General features: G+C 46.9%; 25 protein-coding genes. 14 read left to right on the top strand and 11 right to left on the bottom strand.

The window, feature by feature from the left end:
* Positions 1-16: 16 nt before the first annotated feature.
* On the bottom strand, positions 17-346 hold the full coding sequence (locus tag ACXAGL_RS16025) for an S-Ena type endospore appendage (protein WP_474991798.1): 330 nt from the start codon (positions 344-346) through the stop codon (positions 17-19).
* A gap of 186 nt (positions 347-532) precedes the next feature.
* On the opposite strand from ACXAGL_RS16025, the gene ACXAGL_RS16030 reads away from it, so the two are divergent.
* The 3 genes from ACXAGL_RS16030 to ACXAGL_RS16040 are packed head-to-tail and all read left to right on the top strand — an operon-like array spanning position 533 to position 1191.
* Positions 533-757 carry a DUF1659 domain-containing protein gene (locus ACXAGL_RS16030; protein WP_474971552.1) on the top strand — a complete coding sequence of 75 codons (225 nt, stop codon included), beginning with the start codon at positions 533-535 and terminating at the stop codon, positions 755-757.
* Between the two features lie 18 nt (positions 758-775).
* Entirely contained in the window at positions 776-988 is a 213-nt protein-coding gene (locus tag ACXAGL_RS16035) for a DUF2922 domain-containing protein (RefSeq protein ID WP_474991800.1), read from the top strand.
* A gap of 59 nt (positions 989-1047) precedes the next feature.
* Positions 1048-1191 (top strand): YvrJ family protein, encoded by a 144-nt coding sequence (locus tag ACXAGL_RS16040; RefSeq protein ID WP_474971551.1) that lies wholly within the window; start codon positions 1048-1050, stop codon positions 1189-1191.
* Between the two features lie 34 nt (positions 1192-1225).
* Here the strand turns inward: ACXAGL_RS16040 and lepB are convergent, their stop codons facing one another.
* Positions 1226-1753, bottom strand: coding sequence for a signal peptidase I (lepB, locus tag ACXAGL_RS16045; protein WP_474968340.1), 528 nt, complete (start codon positions 1751-1753; stop codon positions 1226-1228).
* A 295-nt stretch (positions 1754-2048) separates the two neighbouring features.
* On the opposite strand from lepB, the gene ACXAGL_RS16050 reads away from it, so the two are divergent.
* Complete coding sequence (locus ACXAGL_RS16050) at positions 2049-2198, top strand: Spo0E family sporulation regulatory protein-aspartic acid phosphatase (protein WP_474970380.1); 150 nt, start codon at positions 2049-2051, stop codon at positions 2196-2198.
* 80 nt (positions 2199-2278) lie between these two features.
* Here the strand turns inward: ACXAGL_RS16050 and ACXAGL_RS16055 are convergent, their stop codons facing one another.
* The 4 genes from ACXAGL_RS16055 to ACXAGL_RS16070 all read right to left on the bottom strand — a co-directional run bounded on the left by ACXAGL_RS16055 (position 2279) and on the right by ACXAGL_RS16070 (position 5987).
* Positions 2279-3142, bottom strand: coding sequence for a BMQ_0737 family morphogenetic spore coat protein (locus tag ACXAGL_RS16055; protein WP_474968341.1), 864 nt, complete (start codon positions 3140-3142; stop codon positions 2279-2281).
* A gap of 116 nt (positions 3143-3258) precedes the next feature.
* Complete coding sequence (locus ACXAGL_RS16060) at positions 3259-3999, bottom strand: choice-of-anchor L domain-containing protein (protein WP_474991802.1); 741 nt, start codon at positions 3997-3999, stop codon at positions 3259-3261.
* 83 nt (positions 4000-4082) lie between these two features.
* Positions 4083-4472, bottom strand: coding sequence for a DUF3992 domain-containing protein (locus ACXAGL_RS16065; protein ID WP_474991804.1), 390 nt, complete (start codon positions 4470-4472; stop codon positions 4083-4085).
* A 366-nt stretch (positions 4473-4838) separates the two neighbouring features.
* Positions 4839-5987, bottom strand: coding sequence for an aminotransferase A (locus ACXAGL_RS16070; RefSeq protein ID WP_474968344.1), 1149 nt, complete (start codon positions 5985-5987; stop codon positions 4839-4841).
* Between the two features lie 108 nt (positions 5988-6095).
* Between ACXAGL_RS16070 and ACXAGL_RS16075 the strand changes: the two genes are divergently transcribed.
* From ACXAGL_RS16075 to ACXAGL_RS16095, 5 genes are all read left to right on the top strand, one after another.
* Positions 6096-6245 carry an FbpB family small basic protein gene (locus ACXAGL_RS16075; protein WP_474968345.1) on the top strand — a complete coding sequence of 50 codons (150 nt, stop codon included), beginning with the start codon at positions 6096-6098 and terminating at the stop codon, positions 6243-6245.
* A 111-nt stretch (positions 6246-6356) separates the two neighbouring features.
* Positions 6357-7232: a patatin-like phospholipase family protein gene (locus tag ACXAGL_RS16080; protein ID WP_474991806.1), complete on the top strand. Its 876-nt coding sequence runs from the start codon at positions 6357-6359 to the stop codon at positions 7230-7232.
* Positions 7229-7933 (top strand): DNA alkylation repair protein, encoded by a 705-nt coding sequence (locus tag ACXAGL_RS16085; RefSeq protein ID WP_474991807.1) that lies wholly within the window; start codon positions 7229-7231, stop codon positions 7931-7933. The genes ACXAGL_RS16080 and ACXAGL_RS16085 overlap by 4 nt, the downstream gene beginning before the upstream one ends.
* Before the next feature lie 63 nt (positions 7934-7996).
* A complete protein-coding gene (locus ACXAGL_RS16090; protein ID WP_474968348.1) occupies positions 7997-8404 on the top strand; it encodes a hypothetical protein in 408 nt (135 codons plus the stop codon).
* A 90-nt stretch (positions 8405-8494) separates the two neighbouring features.
* Complete coding sequence (locus ACXAGL_RS16095) at positions 8495-9400, top strand: chemotaxis protein (RefSeq protein ID WP_474992394.1); 906 nt, start codon at positions 8495-8497, stop codon at positions 9398-9400.
* Positions 9401-9437: 37 nt separating this feature from the next.
* On the opposite strand, the gene ACXAGL_RS16100 is transcribed toward ACXAGL_RS16095, so the two are convergent.
* The 4 genes from ACXAGL_RS16100 to ACXAGL_RS16115 all read right to left on the bottom strand — a co-directional run bounded on the left by ACXAGL_RS16100 (position 9438) and on the right by ACXAGL_RS16115 (position 11758).
* Positions 9438-9644: a hypothetical protein gene (locus ACXAGL_RS16100; RefSeq protein ID WP_035531270.1), complete on the bottom strand. Its 207-nt coding sequence runs from the start codon at positions 9642-9644 to the stop codon at positions 9438-9440.
* A gap of 75 nt (positions 9645-9719) precedes the next feature.
* Entirely contained in the window at positions 9720-10187 is a 468-nt protein-coding gene (locus ACXAGL_RS16105) for a YkyB family protein (RefSeq protein WP_474968349.1), read from the bottom strand.
* A gap of 63 nt (positions 10188-10250) precedes the next feature.
* Complete coding sequence (locus ACXAGL_RS16110; protein WP_474971547.1) at positions 10251-10805, bottom strand: SCO family protein; 555 nt, start codon at positions 10803-10805, stop codon at positions 10251-10253.
* Positions 10806-10897: 92 nt separating this feature from the next.
* A complete protein-coding gene (locus tag ACXAGL_RS16115) occupies positions 10898-11758 on the bottom strand; it encodes a metallophosphoesterase (RefSeq protein ID WP_474991809.1) in 861 nt (286 codons plus the stop codon).
* Positions 11759-11906: 148 nt separating this feature from the next.
* Here ACXAGL_RS16115 and fadH point away from each other — a divergent pair, with 148 nt between their 5' ends.
* From fadH to copZ, 4 genes are all read left to right on the top strand, one after another.
* The gene (gene fadH, locus ACXAGL_RS16120) at positions 11907-12674 is read left to right on the top strand and encodes a 2,4-dienoyl-CoA reductase (protein ID WP_474968352.1); all 768 of its coding nucleotides are present in this window, start codon (positions 11907-11909) and stop codon (positions 12672-12674) included.
* A 436-nt stretch (positions 12675-13110) separates the two neighbouring features.
* On the top strand, positions 13111-13428 hold the full coding sequence (locus tag ACXAGL_RS16125; RefSeq protein ID WP_474968353.1) for a metal-sensing transcriptional repressor: 318 nt from the start codon (positions 13111-13113) through the stop codon (positions 13426-13428).
* 14 nt (positions 13429-13442) lie between these two features.
* The gene (locus tag ACXAGL_RS16130) at positions 13443-15848 is read left to right on the top strand and encodes a heavy metal translocating P-type ATPase (RefSeq protein ID WP_474968354.1); all 2406 of its coding nucleotides are present in this window, start codon (positions 13443-13445) and stop codon (positions 15846-15848) included.
* A 13-nt stretch (positions 15849-15861) separates the two neighbouring features.
* Entirely contained in the window at positions 15862-16062 is a 201-nt protein-coding gene (gene copZ, locus ACXAGL_RS16135) for a copper chaperone CopZ (protein ID WP_474968355.1), read from the top strand.
* A 415-nt stretch (positions 16063-16477) separates the two neighbouring features.
* Here the strand turns inward: copZ and trhA are convergent, their stop codons facing one another.
* The gene (trhA, locus tag ACXAGL_RS16140; RefSeq protein ID WP_474968356.1) at positions 16478-17116 is read right to left on the bottom strand and encodes a PAQR family membrane homeostasis protein TrhA; all 639 of its coding nucleotides are present in this window, start codon (positions 17114-17116) and stop codon (positions 16478-16480) included.
* A 254-nt stretch (positions 17117-17370) separates the two neighbouring features.
* Here trhA and cbpB point away from each other — a divergent pair, with 254 nt between their 5' ends.
* A complete protein-coding gene (gene cbpB, locus ACXAGL_RS16145; RefSeq protein WP_027954032.1) occupies positions 17371-17835 on the top strand; it encodes a cyclic-di-AMP-binding protein CbpB in 465 nt (154 codons plus the stop codon).
* Positions 17836-17868 lie beyond the last annotated feature (33 nt).

The following is a 17868-nucleotide window of genomic DNA, read 5'->3' on the forward strand; positions in this document are numbered from 1 at the left end:
ATTCTCCTTTGTTTTATTAAGCTAAAACACGTTTATATAACGTAATACAATACGTGCCGGTTACCCCGGCGAGGGTGGTTACCGTAAATAATGTCGGGTTGTTAACACTTTCGGAAACGGTGTTCCCCGGCAGGGCTGTCAAAACGACATCTCCGGCTGTGACAATGTTCCCTGTACTTGATGCTGAATTAAATACTTGGAACGTTGCAGAAACATAGCTGCCGGCTGGAGCCTCCCATAAAGTATCAGCGACCAGCAGTTCATTGATATTCCCACAGATTTCCTCCTGGACGATCTGTGCCTGGGGACAGCACGCGGACCCGGAATCCGAATAGACACCACACATATTCATTCCTCCTTGCAGTCTCAAATTTCACTTCTACACTATAGTAATAATCTATGTCATTTCGTAGAAACAGCTTGTGTATCCGTCTATGAAGACTTACCATATTGTAATTTGGGCCGCAGAAAAAATAGGCCGACACCTATTTGTCTTTCACTTCGATTATAAAAGTGAGAGGAGGTGAGAAATATGGCCGTAACCAACACACGCATGGATTCCCGGCTGCAGCTTGTATTAGCGGTTGGACAGGATGAAGAGGGAAACATGGTTTACAAGACGAAATCATTTAACAACATGAAAACCGAAGCAACGGATGAACAGCTTTACCAAACCGCAGCTGCGCTTGCACCGCTTCAACAGCACATCATGGAAGAAGTCGCCCGAGATAACCGCTCGATTCTTACTGAAGAATAATAACAAGGAGGTCAAACGATGAAAAAGCTCGAGCTTAAGTTTTTAAATGAAGAAAACAGGACAGTGACAATCAGTCTTGATGATCCAGTAGAACCAGTGGATCCGGCTTTGGTGAACGCTGCGATGGACGAAATCCTCGTGCAAGACTGTTTTACTTCAACTGGGGGAAGTTTTGTTTCCAAGAAAGAAGCCCGTATTGTGGAACGGAACGTATTTGATATTGCGTTGTAAATGAGGGAAGCCGCCCGGGAGATGCGGGCGGCTTTTTTATCAAAAGGAGGATGCTGCCCTTGGACACGTGGATATCCATCATGGCGGATGTCGGTTTTCCGGTTGCGGTGACCTTTTACCTGCTTCACCGGATCGAAGGAAAGCTGGATCAGTTGATTGAAACGATGCATCAGTGGCCGGAAAAGCTGATCGATCAAAAATAAAGAACATCCAGCCATGACAGGCTGGATGTTCTTTTTAATTGGTAAGCCCCCATTGATTGAAAGGATAGATGACCAGTTCTGTACGGCCGATGATCTCATCTTCTTCGATAAAGCCGAGACCGTTGCGGCTGTCTTTACTGATGGAGCGGTTATCTCCCATGACAAAGTATTTCCCGTCTGGAACATCCACAGGACCGTAGTCTCTCGTAGCGGAGGCCGCATCTTCACTCAAGTATTCCTGCGTCTGCTTTTCTCCATTAACATAAAGCTCGTGGTCCCGGATTTCGATGGTATCCCCCGGCTGACCGATGATTCGTTTCACATAACTTTTAACAGGACGTTCAATGATCACGATATCTCCACGCTCAGGTTCATCTATATAGTAGATAATTTTATTGAACATGACTCGTTCACCGTTTTGAAGAGTAGGATCCATACTGGCACCCTCTACGATAGACGTGGCGAAGAAGAACGTTCTTAGAATGAAGGCCAGTGTGATGGCGACGGCAATGGCTTTCAACCATTCCAGCCATTCATTTTTAGATTGTTCAGACAATCTCATCTTCCTTTCTCGATGAACAGAAATGATTTCGCTTTTATTTTACCATATTGGTTTAGAAATGAAAGGGAGATCGATTTCAATGTAATGGATATGTAACATAGGAAAGGGGGAATCTTCGTCAACCTATGTCGAATTGTAAATTGTTTTAGCATATATCTTTACAAATGGAATGAAAATTGAGATAATTTTTTTCGTGCAGGTTGGACAGGCGAACAAACATTCCTTTTGCTTACGTATTTGAAAGAGATAAAGACAAAAAGATAGGACTGGCAGGAGGTCGTCGCACGTGCAGGTCATGGATAAAGAGACGATGCTGGAAGAGATTGAGCACCTTCGAAAAAGAATGATGGAGGTCGCCAATGAAAAGGGATTCTCCAGTGTGGAATCGGTTCAAATCAGTCAACGGCTGGATACATTACTCAACGAGATTCAACAACAATCATAAAACTTACAGAGCTTACCGTTCTGTAAGTTTTTTTATGTAGCTGCCCTCAGCGATGATGTCATCTATACATAAAGAGCAGATCAGTTTTTTTCTGTTTGATTGGAACAGGAAAGAGGATCGATCAAAGGGCGGGGATCACATTCCTGAGCAGTCACAGCAATGGTGGCAGGGTGAATCACTTTGACCGACTGGCAGATATCAATCAGCAGTTCCAGGCAGAGGCAGTGTTTGATTTTCGTAATCATTTGTACCCTGCAGGTAAAATGGGTCACTTCACATTGGATACTCGTGCCTGGCGGGGCACAGAGGAGCAGTTTTTCAATTTGCGAAAAGGCACACACACAGACGCATCCATTAGGGAGTTTGACACCCAGACAGCCTTCTTTACATAAAGTAACTTCATGAAGGATGATTTTTTCACCAGACGGCAGAAGAACCGGGACTTCTTTTCTCTGTCCAATTTCCCTGCAGATAATGGAGTCAAGACCTGATTTCCTGCAGCACCCATCCGTTAAAAAGCAGGTGTAACATTCACAGTCGAGAGGCAGTTCTTCCTTTCCTTGGGGAAGGATGTAATTTAAATCCAGGCAGTATTTTCCTCTCAGTACCATATCCCCCGTACGGACAACTTCAAGGCTCTGAAGACCTTGAACAGTCCTGCTGAATGTTTTCCCTGTACCACTATTTACTTTTTCGCCATTAATAAAAATAAAAAGATCGCTTAAATCTCCCTGCTGAAGGGTGAGGACAATGGTTCCTGTAATCGGTTCAGTCAACAGCGACTGCCAAAGCAGTTGACGGGAATCATTCGTCAAGGTGAAGTTGCCGCAGACCTCATCCATAAGGATATCATCACGAAATGAAATGGTTAAACACTTCGTAAATTGAAGAGGTGCGGTCACCCAGTCATACACTTTTTCTGTTTGTATACAATGCTTATCCATAAGATCCCCCCTTTTAGAATAGTAGCCGGCACCTGTAAACATTCATGCTGGTCCCTCTTTTTTATCATTCGTAACAAACGCTCCTCCATCTTCTTCCTGCAGGGAACCATAACGGCTCATGGACAGATCGGTTTCACGGGTTCCGGATCTTCGCATCCGGTGATTCGCAGATTATCCAAAAAAGCAGCCGAGTTAAACACCCGGTCAATGACATCAGCCACTCTGATCTGAAGGGTGATCAGTTCACAGCTGTAGCAGGACAGGTCAAGCTCCGCGGTGTAGATGTCCGTAGTCACAGCGTTATACGTAACATCATTAGGTGTAGGGAAAGGTGGAAGAGGAGCCATGGAACTCCCATTCGGCATATTGGAAAAGGGCGCAGCATTCGTAACCGTTACAGGATTTCCATCCGGAAGCAGGGCAATATTTTCTGTACCGAGAGAAGTGAAGACATCCGCCCGGAAATAGTCGGCAAACTGTCCGACAAACTGTGGATTTTCCTCGGTACCGAATTTCCAGTCGAATGTCAGCTTGCCGGGGTCTTTCGGCAGAAGGAATTGAAGCCTGACGGTGACAACATCAAGAGACACCTGCCCGTCCGGGGAACCTAAAGGATCTCCGGCGGGCACGATGGGCCCGCCTGTGTTTTGGGAAACAAAAGTAGGAGCGGTTCCTGGAGACAGGCTGGCAAAACCACTGCTTAAAACGACAAATTCATTTCCATTCGTCGGAAAACCCTGGAGCGCCGTAGAGAAAATTTCACTTTGAACAGATGGACCCGTCACTGTAGCATTTACTAAACAGCACTTTGTCAAAGGAGTGACCAGTGCTTCAACAATTTCATCTATTGTGGCCATACCGGCACACTACCTTTCCTAAAAAGATTGAATTTTGGGGTAAATCGGAAAAGGCAGGAGTAAAAGGTATCCTGCCCCGCCATTCATAATCGATAATTCGCGCTGATGCAGTATTTTCCCCGGCATGCGTTTCCTGCTGCCGCTTCTGTATTACAAATGATCCGGACTTCATCAAAGGTCTGGACCGTCACTGATCGTGTGTTTCCGTTACTCCCAAGTGTTGCCAGGGGGATCGTAAAGGTATCCACCACCACTCCACCATTCGCTACATAAACAGTCAATGGATCGGCACACCCGGTATCATAAAAGACACTGATGGTACCGGCATCAATCGAAAAACTTGAGGTCCAGACCGTTTCTGCAAGGTCGAATGCCGGGTCTGCCGTATCAGTTAAACAATCGATCGTAAAGTTTCCGCAGAACTCATCCATAGCAAATTGACCACCGCGGTCGGGACAACAACAATTCGCCATTCGTTTTCCTCCTTGAATCGTTATAGTACAGCCTATGATAAAAAGAAGAAGCTGCATAGGTTTGTGTACTAGAGGAATGAAAGTTTTTAAAATCAGGCACTTCTAATAAAAAGACACATCCGTCATGGATGTGTCTTAAAACAATTTGGCCCAGGCCGTCGGTTTTCCTTCGTTTCTCTGATAAGGGGCTTGTTTCTGTAATCTTGTAAATAAAGGTTTGTTTTGAGAAACGTTGATCGCAATTAACCATGTGTAAAGGCTTTGATTCACAAAGACTTAGTGACGATGCAAACATCCAGCGTTAAGTCGCACGTGACCATCTACACATGATGCCTTTGCATCTGCAAGCTGTCACACGTGTTTTTGTTATTTCAAATATTTCTCAAGTCGATCGAGACCTTTTTTCAGTGTTTCCATGCTGTAAGCGTAGGAAAGTCGCATATATCCTTCTCCATAGCTGGAAAAAGCATCTCCCGGCACGAGGGCCAGGCCGGCTTCTTCCACCAGCTCGACGGCTTTATCTGTGGTCGATTTACCATCCAGGGGGAATTGGATAAACAAATAAAAGGCACCGTCCGGCTGAGCGAATGATAATCCCATTTGTTTGAGTCGATCTGCTGCATAATCGCGACGTTCCTTATAGGCATCACGCATGTTCTCCGCTTCCTGCTTCTGATTGGACAGTGCTTCCAGAGCAGCATATTGGCTGATCGAGGTGGCGCAGGACACGTTATATTGATGGACTTTCAATAGATGACGGGACAGCCATTCCGGTGCAAGCAGATAGCCGATCCGCCACCCCGTCATGCTGTGGGACTTGGATACTCCGTTCACGACGATGACGTTGTCGCGTACATCCGGAATAGAAGCAATGGATGTATGCGGCTGTTCGTAGACGAGCTCGCTGTAAATTTCATCAGCAATGAGGAAGATGTCGTTCTGCTTGATGACTTCAGCGATGTCCTCCAACTCTTCTTTTGTTAATGAAACACCGGTCGGGTTGGAAGGGTAGGGAAGAATGACCGCTTTAGTTTTTTCGGTGATATGTGACTGAATAATGCCGCCGGTGAGCTTGAATTCCTCAGCACTCGTATCTGCAAATACCGGTATACCGCCGGCGAGCCGGATCAATGGTTCATATCCCGGATATACAGGGCCGGGGAGGATAACTTCATCTCCAGGATGGAGGATGGTACGCAGGGAAAGATCCAGCGCTTCGGATGCTCCGACCGTTATAATGATTTCCTGTTCGGCGTCATAAGAAAGACCATAGGATGCGGCCGCATGATGCTGGACCGCCTGGCGGAGCTCAAGGAGACCGGCGTTATGTGTGTAGCTCGTCTGGTCTCTTTCAATCGCCTGGATACCCGCCCGCTTGACGGCATCAGGGGTAGGGAAGTCCGGCTGGCCGATGGTCAGGGAAACGACGTCCTCATAATGGCTGACCATATTAAAAAAGCGGCGGATGCCTGAAATTTCGATGTTTTTAACTGTTGGGTTGATCAAATGCTCCATTATAGCTCTCCTTTTTACATAAAGTTAACAAAATGTTCAAACAATTTAAGTGTATCATTTGTTGAATTTTGTTATAATTCAAACTAAGACAAGGAAAGGAAGTGTAGAATGAGGTCGATTCACCGTTTATCTTTTGAAGAACTTGTTGATCGTAACAAGCAGCAGCTGCTGCAAGACGAAGAAGCGATTGAAGAAATTGAAAGACAAATAGATGAAAAACATACAAATAAACTTCGTCCTGACCATGTTGTAAATTAATGACTGTACTAAAAAAAGCGGCCGCCTGCAAGGGGCTGCTTTTTACATTTTCATAGGAACGTGGGAGAATGTAAAGCATAAACCATAACTATTTTCAGGCAGGTGATCCATATGAACGATGTTGGTTTAGTGTTGGAAGGCGGGGGGATGCGGGGAGCATATACCGCAGGAGTCCTGGATTATTTTCTCGATCAGGGTCTGCATTTCCCCTATGTTGTCGGAGCTTCTGCCGGCGCGTGTAATGGCAGCTCCTATGTAGCGAGACAGCGGGGCAGGAATTACCGGGTCATTGTTGAATACGGGGATCATCCCGAATACATATCCTATAAGCGAATGCTGACGAAACGGCAGTTGTTTGGCATGGACTTTCTTTTCGACAAGCTTCCAAATGAACTGGTCCCTTTCGATTATGACTCATTTATGAAACAGACGACGAAGTTCGTCGTAGCGACAACAGACATGGATTCCGGCAGACCGGTCTTTTTTGATTCCTTCCATGACAGGGAAAGTCTTCTGAAAGTCATCCGGGCTTCCAGCTCGCTTCCGATGATTGCTCCCAGCATTGACTTCGGCGGATTTCAACTCATGGACGGCGGCATTGCCGATCCGATCCCATTGCAGCGTTCGATTGATGACGGTAATCAAAAGCATGTGATCGTCCTGACAAGAAATGACGGGTATACGAAAGAAAAATCCAAAGCGGGCTGGTACTTGAACCGGCGGTATAAAAAGTTTCCGAACTTCGCTAAAACGATGACAGACCGCCATTTAAACTACAATGCCCAGTTGGAACACGTAAGAAAATTGGAGGAGGAGGGCAGGGCTCTCGTCATCCGTCCCCGCCAGCCGCTGGTGGTCAGCCGGATTGAGAGGAACCGCGACCGGCTGCACAACCTCTATACGCAGGGCTATCAGGAAGCAGAGGATCTTGAAGGACAGCTGGCCGATTTTCTTCAGATGGATCACATAGAAATGAGCCGGACATGAGACCTGAGTATATAGCGTCTGAAATCAATGAAGCCTTGGCGGAACATAAGGATGACCGCCAACGGCAGCCGATGGAAAACTATATGAAAAACCACTTTCCATTCTATGGAATCCAAACGCCCGAAAGGAAAAAAATCCTGGCTCCTTTTGTGAGCGACAGTAAAACCTACCATGAGAAGGAACGATTCGGATTGGCGTTTCAACTTTTTCAGATGCCTGAGAGAGAATGTCACTATGCAGCCCTGGCTGTCTTGGAAAAAGGGAAAAAGGCGGTTTCTCCGGAGGCGCTGGAGTTTTACAGAGAGCTCCTTTTGATGAAACCGTGGTGGGATACTGTTGATATGATCGCTTCCCATTTGTGCGGCGAATATTTTAAGCTCTACCCGGAACAGCTGCGTCCATATACAGAACAATTCCGTGATTCGGACTTTATGTGGCTGCGTCGTGCCGCACTGCTTTTTCAACTGAAGTACAAAGGGGAGACAGACGAAGCCCTTTTATTTGAAACCATCCTCCGTTTAAGAGAGGAGAAGGAATTTTTCATCGAAAAAGCCATCGGATGGGCCCTCAGGGAATACAGCAAAACCGATCATGATGCTGTTATCGATTTTTTGTCGACGCACGAATGCCGTCCCCTCAGCCGCCGGGAGGGATTGAAGTGGCTGAAGAACAAGCAGCCTCACCTGCTGGACCGTCTCTAGGTTTATTCCTTAAAGCTTCTGTTCATAATGGAGAAGAGAACAAGGATAAAGGAGACGTACATGATGAATATGGGTGAATGGCTCGATCCTCACTTTTTGGAAGAACCGATCCAATGGCTGGATGAAGATATCCTTCAAATATTTGGTATGGAGCCGGAATACATCCAGTTTCTTCTGGTGTTTGCTTTTATGGGGGCTTTGATGTGGGTGGTAAAGCCGGTGGTCGAGTGGCTGATGCTGCGAAACTGGCTCATCTTTTTAAGTGGCGGGGCCTCTGTATTGATCGCTCTCGTTTTCCTGCAGATGGTGGACAGGTATGCCATGTCAGGAACAACATCCACCCTGCCGGAATACTACTGGTTCATCTGCCTTTCCGCTATCAGTGGATACGGTCTCACCCTCGCCGGGTGGCTGACGGTAAAACAGGCGTACCTCAGATTCACGAAGCGTAAAAGAAGGAAGGCTGCTTGAACTCTCTTTTAAAAAGAGAGTTTTTTTCTTCACCACTGGACGAGTCCTGCCGATACTATAGGAGGATGTTTAGAAGAAAGGGCGATGTTCATGAAACAGGACCAGGGAATTTTACTGGAGAGTGGTACCAATGAACTCGAAATCGTAGAGTTTGGAATTGGTGAAAACCGCTTCGGTATGAATGTGATAAAAGTGAAAGAGATTTTAAACCCGCAGCCAATGACAAAAGTGCCTCACTCCCACCCCTCTGTAGAGGGGATCATCGATATACGCGGTGAAGTCGTGCCCGTCGTCGATGTTGCGCATGCGCTGGGATTTCCAGCCTCTGATCGTCCGGAAAAGGATAAGTTTATTCTCTCGGAATTCAACCAGACGAAAATCGTTTTTCACGTCCATACGGTTACTCAGATTCACCGGATTTCATGGGAACAGATTGAAAAACCGAATCAAATGTATCAAAGCCTCGACACGCAGATCACCGGGGTCATCAAAAGAGAAGAGGATATGCTGCTTCTGCTTGATTTCGAAAAAGTGGTCGCTGATATCAACCCGGAAACGAGTATGAAAAAAGAACAGCTCCGGGAGCTGGGACAGCGGGAGCGTTCTTCGAAAAAGATTCTTATAGCTGAAGACTCTGCCATGCTCCGTGCGATGCTTCAGGAAACGTTGAGTGAAGCCGGGTATGATCAGACCGTCAGTTTTGAAAACGGCAGGGAGGCGTGGGATCATCTCGAAGGAATGATGGAAGAAGGAAAAACGATGACCGAGGAATACCAGCTGATCATTACAGATATCGAAATGCCTATGATGGACGGTCATCATTTTACGAAACTGTTGAAAGAGCATGAGCAGCTGCAGGTACTTCCTGTTGTCATATTTTCCTCCCTTATTACAGAAGATCTCCGACATAAAGGAGAACGAGTAGGGGCAGATGCCCAGGTTTCCAAACCGGAAATCGTGGAGCTGGTCAAAATCATCGATCAAAACATCTTGTAACATAAAGAAAAATCCGCTGGAATCAGCGGATTTTTCTTTATTTCTTCAGTCGTTCAAACAGTTCGTCATGCCAGGCATAGGCCTGTTTAGAAAGGGTTTCCGGTCCTTGTTTTGTAGGGGATGATTCTACAATCAGGCTTTTTTCATGATCGGATAGATGCTCATAAGAAGCTCTCATTTCTGTGGTATACTCCATATACTTTTTCAAGTGCCATAGAAAATCGTCCATTGGATTCATCGTCATAGTGATCCTCCTCCTCTGGTACTTTCATTCCTTCTTCCTGAAAGAACGAAACATCAAAAAGGAAGAGAATTACATTCATCTTCTTGGCCGCTGATTCCAAGGGGTTTCCGTCCTTTGGCCGAGCAGGGATGGCTGCGGAGTGGAATGAAAAGCGCGGGGAGAGCTCTTTTCCGGCTGCTTCCAGTTTAAATATTGGTATAAGGTCCGTTTCGCACGGGACAAAGACAGCTTCGGCTTAGGGTTGCGGTAGGACTGGTCGACCCGGCCAAGATGTTCCAGGTGCTGGAAGTCATCCTTTGCTGCTGGTACGTGAAAATAATACCCGCCAATTTCGATCAGAAGAGTGGAATGCTGCTGACTTAAACGAGGATGATCAGAATAATGAAGACCAACTTTCCTGGCCCGTTTCTCCTTCAGCAGGAGGTCGATGGTGTGCTTTTTTATGTCATATAAATGTTTCGGCTCAGGAGCCGTTTTTGCGTGGCGGTTTACGATGAATAATGATTCGGCAATTTCACGGTCGGATAGCTGCTTTCTGTTCATCTAAGATCTCCTTTCCATCCAAGTATAGCGTTCCCTCTATCGATTGACAACATTTTACATTGGTCACTTTTTATATTCTTTTAAATCTTTGATGATCTCGTTGATGCTGTCGGCACTTGTCCCACTGTAATTCTCTAATATGTCCCCGTCAGGACCGACAAGAAAAAAGCTCGTTCCGTGGGCCATCTGATCGGAATCTTCCATTTTCTTGACAGGGGATTGAAAGGATTTAATTGACCATTCTTTGACATCCTCATAGGAATAGCCCGTCAGGAAGTCCCAATTGTCGTAGTCTGGCTGATAGGCATCCGCAAAGCTTTTCAGCACATCCTTCGTATCATTCTCCGGATCCACACTCACAGATACGAGCCGGGCGTCCAGATTTTCCGATTCCAACTGCTGCTGGAGTCTGGACATATGTCCGGTCATTGGAGGGCAGACGGTTTCACAATTGGTGAAAATGAAATCAACGATCCAGTAGTCCCCTTCATAGGACTGGGGGAGGGTTCGTTCTTCTCCGTTCTGATTGACAGCGTGGAGGGGATTGACATCCTGCGATCCGCATCCTGTTATAAAGAGAACGGTACATAGTAGTCCAAACCAAAGTTTTGCATTCATGTTCCTGCCTCCATGTCTTTAGATGAGTCTAGTGTAACATTCAAGGGAGAAGAGAGGCGCCGGTTCTGTCATCTGTCACAAAACTGTACGAGTCAGGAACCCTTATGCTTGAGCTGGAAGACGGAATATTCCGGCCTGCAGAGAAAACGGTAAGGGAGTCTTGTCGTACCGATCCCGCGGCTTACATATAAGTCGAAGGTTTGTGTGATTGAATAATGTCCTTCCACATACTTATCGGCATAAGGCGGTGTAATCAGATGACCAATCAAAGGGAGCTGCACCTGACCGCCATGACTGTGACCAGAAAGCTGGATATCGACAGCTCTGTCTGTGAAGCGGTCGGCTACATCCGGCTCATGAACCATCAACAATGTGAAAAGCTCTTCATCCGCCCCGTATAAAGCTCTGGCAATGTCCGGTTTCCCGAGCATCACATCATCCAGTCCTGCCAGAGTGAAGGAAGCGTTCCCGTTTTTTATGGATCTATGCTCATTTTGGAGCAGTTGAAAACCGGAGGCATCCATCACCTGCTGAATTTTCTCGGTCCCATAACCGCCATGGTCATGGTTGCCGTAAATCCAATATTTCCCTTTGGAGGCGTGGAGTTTTTTGAGTACATCCACAAGCCTCGGTGAAAAAGGATACGTCTGCGGTTCATCCACCAGGTCACCCGTGAACAAAAGCAGATCAGGCTCTTCTTCATTGATTTTCCGGACAAGCTTCTCAAGTTGTTCCAAATCATAATGAAACCCGAGGTGGGTATCGGAAAACTGCAGTATTTTAAAGTTATGAAAGGCACGAGGTACCTTTGGATGCTCGATGACATACATTTGTCTGGAAAGCAGACGCGGCTCTATATACCAGGCATAAGAATAACCGAGCGCACCGATCCCCACAAATCCGGCTATTCCGGCGGTCATCCGCTTGATAAACTGGCGGCGTGTTAAGTTCATAGCGATTCTCCTCTGAAATTCTTTCGTCATTATATCACGAATTACTGTAAGAAGAAGTCGAATGATCGATTAAATTTCTAAAATGAACAGGAATTCATTTTCCTTTTGTGGAATGTAAGTTAAGAAGTCAAAAAGATGGAGGTACATGATGAAGGATCAAGTAATCATCGTTACTGGTGGGTCAAGCGGTATGGGGCTCCATATGGCGAAACGTTTCGTTTCCGAAGGAGCCCGTGTAGCTATTACTGGAAGGAACGAAGAACGTCTGGCGGCCGCTAAACAGGAAATAGCAGGCGGAGATGAGTCTGCTGTTCTGACCATTCAAATGGATGTCAGAGAAGTGGAGGATGTACAGCGGATGGTACAGGAAACCGTAGATGCATTCGGGACCATCGACCACCTCGTCAATAATGCGGCCGGTAACTTTATAGCTCCAGCTGAAGAACTTTCACCAAATGGCTGGAATTCGGTTATTAATATTGTCCTCAATGGTACATTCTACTGCAGTCAGGCCGTTGGCAAGTACTGGATTGAAAACCATATCAAAGGGTCGATCCTGAACATGGTGGCTACATATGCCTGGAATGCCGGGGCCGGCGTCATTCATTCTGCCTCAGCGAAAGCCGGCGTTCTCACGATGACCCGGACCCTTGCGGTGGAGTGGGGAAGTAAGTATGGAATCCGGGCCAACGCCATAGCTCCGGGACCGATTGAACGTACGGGAGGGGCCGATAAGTTATTTCAGTCCGAAAAGGCTGCGCAGCGTACGATTCAATCGGTGCCGCTCGGACGTGTCGGAACTCCAGAAGAAATTGCCGGACTGGCAAGGTTTATTCTTTCTGAGGAAGCGGCTTATATGAACGGAGAGTGTATCACCTTGGATGGTGGTCAGTGGTTGAATAAGTTTCCTTTTTAAACGTTTATCATCCCATTGTGTATAAATGCCGGGAGGAAACAGACCCAATCGGTTCTTCCATGAGCAGGCATGTCCTGTATGAATGAAGACAAACCTATAATCGGAAACTGCCGGGGGAAATTCCCGGCAGTTTTTTGTTTGTTTCAAAGGTTCTTATGCTTGATGGACTTGAACAGCAGGCCTTGTACTTAGACTCCCTCGCTTCTTTGATTCCTTGTTGACGAGGATCCAGCCGTTGATCGGCTATACAACATTCAAGACTTTCGTCATCTGAGGATGGTAAGCCATTCGATCAGTTTTTTATATAAGATGTCACTTTTGTATACCCCCGGTAAGTAATTATGAAAATATGAAACCTACATAGATTTTCAAACGTTTCTTTTGACTATCTATACCTATACCGGGTATATTAAGCTTATCAAAGGAGGCGGAGAACATGTGTGAGCACTCATTACCTGAGAACAGCGGGAAAGCCCCGGTGACGCCAAGAACCGACGATGAAAAGCAGGCCGTCGTAAACAGGCTGCGGAGAATTGAAGGTCAAGTCCGTGGTATCCAGAAAATGGTCGAGGATGACCGTTACTGCGTCGATATTCTCGTGCAGATTTCAGCGATCGATAAAGCCTTGAAACGTGTCGGCTATTCTCTTCTTGAGCGGCATACACACCACTGTGTGAAAGATGCTATTCAAAAGGGAGACGGAGACGAAGCCATTGATGAATTAATGAAAGTCGTCCAGCAATTCTCCAAATAAGGAGGGATCATGATATGTCAGATACAAAAGAAATACAATTTGGTGTAACAGGAATGACATGTTCCGCCTGTGCTTCCAGAATTGAAAACGTGTTAAATAAAATGGATGGCGTGGAACAGGCAGACGTCAATCTGGCCATGGAAAAAGCGTCTGTTTCCTACCGTAATGATGAAGTCGATGCCAATCAGATTAAAGAACGGGTGGAGAAACTCGGCTATGGTCTCCGCATGGAAAAGCTGGAACTTGATATTGAAGGGATGACATGCTCTGCCTGCTCCTCCCGCATCCAAAAAGTGCTGAGCCGGACGGATGGCGTCAATGAGGCAGCCATTAATCTGGCGACAGAAGCGGGAGTCGTGGAATATGACCCATCGGAAGTCACGGTCGATGATATCATTGCCCGCGTGAAAAAGCTCGGATACGGTGCCGTAGTGAAACGTGACCGGGAGGATCAGAAGGAAAAGAAAGAAGAGGAAATCCAACAGAAGAAACGCCGGTTATGGATTTCGGCTCTCCTTTCCCTTCCTCTGTTATATACGATGGCTGGTCATCTTCCTTTTGGTCTTGCTTTTTACGTGCCTGAACTGCTGATGAATCCGTGGTTTCAATTTCTTCTGGCAACTCCCGTCCAGTTTTACATCGGGGCGCCGTTTTACAAAGGGGCCTGGCGGGCGTTATCCAATAAGAGTGCCAACATGGATGTACTCGTTGCGCTGGGTACCTCGGCGGCTTATTTTTACAGTGTTGTAGAAATGATCCGCTGGATGAGCGCATCAGACGGGATGCCGGATCTTTATTTTGAAACGAGTGCCGTCCTCATTACGCTGATCCTCGTCGGGAAGTTGATTGAAGCCCTTGCTAAGGGAAGAACAACAGCCGCCCTTTCCCACCTGCTGAATCTGCAGGCGAAGGAAGCTGTCGTTTTTAGAGACGGAAAAGAAGAGAAAATTCCTGTTGAACAGGTTCAGGTGGGCGATGAGCTCATCGTTAAACCTGGAGAAAAAATACCCGTCGACGGGACGGTCCGCTCTGGGATGACTTCCATCGACGAATCGATGATTACCGGTGAATCGATTCCGGTCGAGAAAATGGAAGGAGAAGCGGTCATCGGATCCACCATCAATAAGCATGGTACAATCCGAATGACAGCGGAAAGGGTAGGGAAGGATACCGCTCTTTCCGGCATCGTGAAAATCGTCGAAGAGGCCCAGGGGTCCAAAGCTCCCATCCAGCGAACAGCGGATCGGATTTCCGGAATTTTCGTGCCGATTGTCGTCGGAATCGCCTTGATGACATTCTTAGTATGGATGATCTTTGTATCTCCAGGAGAATGGGGGCCTGCTCTGGAGGCTGCGATTGCTGTCCTTGTTATTGCCTGCCCTTGTGCCCTTGGTCTTGCTACGCCGACCTCGATCATGGTTGGGACCGGTAAGGGAGCAGAACACGGCATTTTATACAAAGGCGGAGAATATTTGGAGGGGACACATAACCTGACCACTATTCTGTTGGATAAAACGGGGACCATTACGAAAGGGAAACCGGAAGTCACGAACTTTGAATCGTTTGATGATCGTTTTGATCTGCTGCATCTCGCTGCTTCTGCGGAATCGGCATCTGAGCATCCGCTTGCGGAAGCGGTCGTTGACTATGCGGGAAAGCAGGAGACAGCGCTGGCAGAACCTGAGCGATTTGAAGCCGTTCCTGGCTATGGGGTCATTGCAGACATAGAGGGACACCACATTATGATCGGTACGAGAAAATTGATGGAACGGGAACAGCTGGATTATGAGGCATATGAATCGAAAATGGCAGATTTTGAGCAGGAAGGGAAAACAGCGATGTTCATTGCTGTCGACGCTGCACTTGCAGGTATTATGGCTGTGGCTGATACGGTGAAGGAATCCTCAAGGGAAGCTGTTGCCGATTTGAAGAAGCTTGGTCTGGATGTGTACATGGTCACAGGAGACAACCGCCGGACGGCTGAAGCGATTGCCAAGGAAGTAGGCATTCACGGCGTCTTTGCAGAAGTGCTTCCAGAAGAGAAAGCGGAAAAAGTGAAGGAACTGCAGCAGGAAGGTCATAAAGTAGCCATGGTCGGGGATGGAATCAACGATGCTCCTTCGCTTGCTGTGGCCGATATAGGGGTAGCGATCGGGACTGGGTCGGATGTTGCGATTGAAACCGCAGATATTACTCTAGTCGGAGGAGACCTTGCCCATCTCAGCCAGGCCGTTTCCCTCAGCAGGAAGACGATGCGCAACATCCGCCAGAATTTATTCTGGGCACTCGCCTACAACAGTGCAGGGATTCCGGTGGCGGCGCTCGGGCTGCTCGCGCCCTGGGTGGCTGGTGCGGCCATGGCCTTCAGCTCGGTCAGTGTTGTAACCAATGCTCTCAGACTGAAGCGGGTTAAATTGTAAAGGAGGAACGATAATGGAAACGATGCTCCAAGTAGAAGGAATGACATGTGACCACTGCAAGAAAGCGGTGGAAGGAGCTTTAGCCGGACTTTCCGGTGTGGAACAAGCCGATGTCAACCTGAAATCGGGAGAGGTCCGTGTTTCTCATAACGATACGGTCTCCAATGAAGCTTTGAAAGAAGCAGTCGAAGATCAAGGATACGATGTAGTCTAAATAAAAAACGCTGCGCATAAAGCGCAGCGTTCAGGCTTTAGAAAAAGCCGTGTTATCCAGTTAGAGTTGTCCGCCTGTCGTGTTGAGGGTGACACGTTCCGCTTATCGGTGGATGCTTGCCGCGGGCACGGCCTCAGCTAACTTGGTCAAGAAAACCCTTTTGACCAAGTGGATCTTCGGCTCGCGCTGTTCCCGCAGGCGTCACCACCGAACGCTCCTCGTGACGATGCCTGTGGGAAGACAGCTTTACCCTCGGATAAAAGAGAACGTTAAGCATCGCTCCTCCGCCGTTTCAAAAGAACAGGACAAGCTGCGTTACTGCGGCCTGCCTATCCATGACCAAGTATTGATGACCACTCCTTTGGAAAAAGCTTTCTCTAAAAGCTAAACGCTGCGCATAAAGCGCAGCGTTTTTTTATCCGATGATATAAAAGAAAATCGTGAAGAAGTGAAGGATCGATCCTCCGAGTACGAACAGGTGCCATACCATATGGTGGTAGGTGAAGCTTCTCCATACGTAAAAGATGGACCCGATGGAATAAAGGACGCCTCCTACGACGAGGTAGGTGATGCCGGCAGCTGGTAACTGGGCAGTCAAAGGCTCCCAGGCGAGAACGATGAGCCAGCCCATCAGCAGGTAGAAGACCGTGGACATAAAGACGTACTTTTTCACGAAAAATACTTTGAAAACGATCCCCAGAATGGCAATTCCCCACACGATTCCGAAAAGCGTCCAGCCGAGGGAACTTCTCAGTGGAACGAGGAGAATCGGTGTATACGTCCCGGCAATAAACAAATAGATGGCGGAATGGTCGAAAATCTCAAAGAGATCTTTGGCGCGGCCGGGAGGAAAACTATGGACGAGAGTCGAAGAAGTGTAGAGCAGGAGCATCGTTACTCCGTAAATCGTCACACTTGTAATGTGCCACGCATTGCCTCCGAGACTTGCGAAAACTATCAGCAGGACAAGCATAGCCACACTCAGGACGGCTCCAATTCCGTGAGTTACGGCATTTGCGATTTCTTCCTTTTTCGTAAATGTATGTGTCAGCATCGATTCAACCCCAATATTGTTCAGTTATATTCATTATAAGCGGTTAAGAAAAAATTATAAAGACCAAGTGTGTTTTACAGGTTTTGACAGCCTGTGAATCGGGGTATCAGATAATCGTCAACCTGGTCAGAGAGAGATTTGTCGGGAATTGCGGTTCGAGTTTTAGGATGATGTATGATAAACTGTTTATGGTCCAATGAACGTCTCTTTCTGCTCCTTCAATGTTTGTGAAAAAAAGAGGAGTGAAGTAGAACATGGTAAGTTTACAAAAAGAAACACTGCGTATTCCATTAGTATCTGAGCTGATGATTCCATCTGAGAAAGTGGCCCACGTACAAATCAGCAACCCGTTGGAGCATGCCCTGCTCGTATTAGTGAAATCCGGGTATTCCGCTGTTCCTGTACTGGACCCATCCTATACATTTCAAGGTGTGATCAGCAAAACGAGAATTTTAGAGGAAACGATTGGTATAGAAGAATTCGAGATGAACCGTCTTTCTGAAATTATGGTTAAGGAAGTCATGGATGATCAAGTCCCATGCCTCACCAAGGAGCAGACGATGATTGATGCGCTTCACAAACTGATCGATCATCCTTTTGTATGTGTAACAGACGACAAAGGCGAATTCGACGGTATTGTGACCCGTAGAACGATATTAAAACAATTCAGCAAACACTATCATGAAACGTTGAAGTATACCATGCTGGAGACAACATAATCTTCCATCTATGGTAAAATGGATGACATCCAC

Source organism: Halobacillus sp. ABA4_118 (genome assembly GCF_056160205.1).

Bases quoted from the DNA above. Each gene is read 5' to 3' on its own strand.
- ACXAGL_RS16070 (WP_474968344.1), bottom strand. From the start codon at position 5,987: ATGGAGCATTTGATCAACCCAACAGTTAAAAACATCGAAATTTCAGGC.
- ACXAGL_RS16065 (WP_474991804.1), bottom strand. From the start codon at position 4,472: ATGGCGAATTGTTGTTGTCCCGACCGCGGTGGTCAATTTGCTATGGAT.
- ACXAGL_RS16055 (WP_474968341.1), bottom strand. From the start codon at position 3,142: ATGGATAAGCATTGTATACAAACAGAAAAAGTGTATGACTGGGTGACC.
- ACXAGL_RS16075 (WP_474968345.1), top strand. From the start codon at position 6,096: ATGAGGTCGATTCACCGTTTATCTTTTGAAGAACTTGTTGATCGTAAC.
- ACXAGL_RS16060 (WP_474991802.1), bottom strand. From the start codon at position 3,999: ATGGCCACAATAGATGAAATTGTTGAAGCACTGGTCACTCCTTTGACA.
- ACXAGL_RS16080 (WP_474991806.1), top strand. From the start codon at position 6,357: ATGAACGATGTTGGTTTAGTGTTGGAAGGCGGGGGGATGCGGGGAGCA.
- ACXAGL_RS16110 (WP_474971547.1), bottom strand. From the start codon at position 10,805: ATGAATGCAAAACTTTGGTTTGGACTACTATGTACCGTTCTCTTTATA.
- ACXAGL_RS16090 (WP_474968348.1), top strand. From the start codon at position 7,997: ATGAATATGGGTGAATGGCTCGATCCTCACTTTTTGGAAGAACCGATC.
- cbpB (WP_027954032.1), top strand. From the start codon at position 17,371: ATGGTAAGTTTACAAAAAGAAACACTGCGTATTCCATTAGTATCTGAG.
- copZ (WP_474968355.1), top strand. From the start codon at position 15,862: ATGGAAACGATGCTCCAAGTAGAAGGAATGACATGTGACCACTGCAAG.
- ACXAGL_RS16130 (WP_474968354.1), top strand. From the start codon at position 13,443: ATGTCAGATACAAAAGAAATACAATTTGGTGTAACAGGAATGACATGT.
- trhA (WP_474968356.1), bottom strand. From the start codon at position 17,116: ATGCTGACACATACATTTACGAAAAAGGAAGAAATCGCAAATGCCGTA.
- lepB (WP_474968340.1), bottom strand. From the start codon at position 1,753: ATGAGATTGTCTGAACAATCTAAAAATGAATGGCTGGAATGGTTGAAA.
- ACXAGL_RS16030 (WP_474971552.1), top strand. From the start codon at position 533: ATGGCCGTAACCAACACACGCATGGATTCCCGGCTGCAGCTTGTATTA.
- ACXAGL_RS16085 (WP_474991807.1), top strand. From the start codon at position 7,229: ATGAGACCTGAGTATATAGCGTCTGAAATCAATGAAGCCTTGGCGGAA.
- ACXAGL_RS16050 (WP_474970380.1), top strand. From the start codon at position 2,049: ATGGATAAAGAGACGATGCTGGAAGAGATTGAGCACCTTCGAAAAAGA.
- ACXAGL_RS16105 (WP_474968349.1), bottom strand. From the start codon at position 10,187: ATGAACAGAAAGCAGCTATCCGACCGTGAAATTGCCGAATCATTATTC.
- ACXAGL_RS16095 (WP_474992394.1), top strand. From the start codon at position 8,495: ATGAAACAGGACCAGGGAATTTTACTGGAGAGTGGTACCAATGAACTC.
- fadH (WP_474968352.1), top strand. From the start codon at position 11,907: ATGAAGGATCAAGTAATCATCGTTACTGGTGGGTCAAGCGGTATGGGG.
- ACXAGL_RS16035 (WP_474991800.1), top strand. From the start codon at position 776: ATGAAAAAGCTCGAGCTTAAGTTTTTAAATGAAGAAAACAGGACAGTG.
- ACXAGL_RS16125 (WP_474968353.1), top strand. From the start codon at position 13,111: ATGTGTGAGCACTCATTACCTGAGAACAGCGGGAAAGCCCCGGTGACG.
- ACXAGL_RS16115 (WP_474991809.1), bottom strand. From the start codon at position 11,758: ATGAACTTAACACGCCGCCAGTTTATCAAGCGGATGACCGCCGGAATA.
- ACXAGL_RS16100 (WP_035531270.1), bottom strand. From the start codon at position 9,644: ATGACGATGAATCCAATGGACGATTTTCTATGGCACTTGAAAAAGTAT.
- ACXAGL_RS16025 (WP_474991798.1), bottom strand. From the start codon at position 346: ATGTGTGGTGTCTATTCGGATTCCGGGTCCGCGTGCTGTCCCCAGGCA.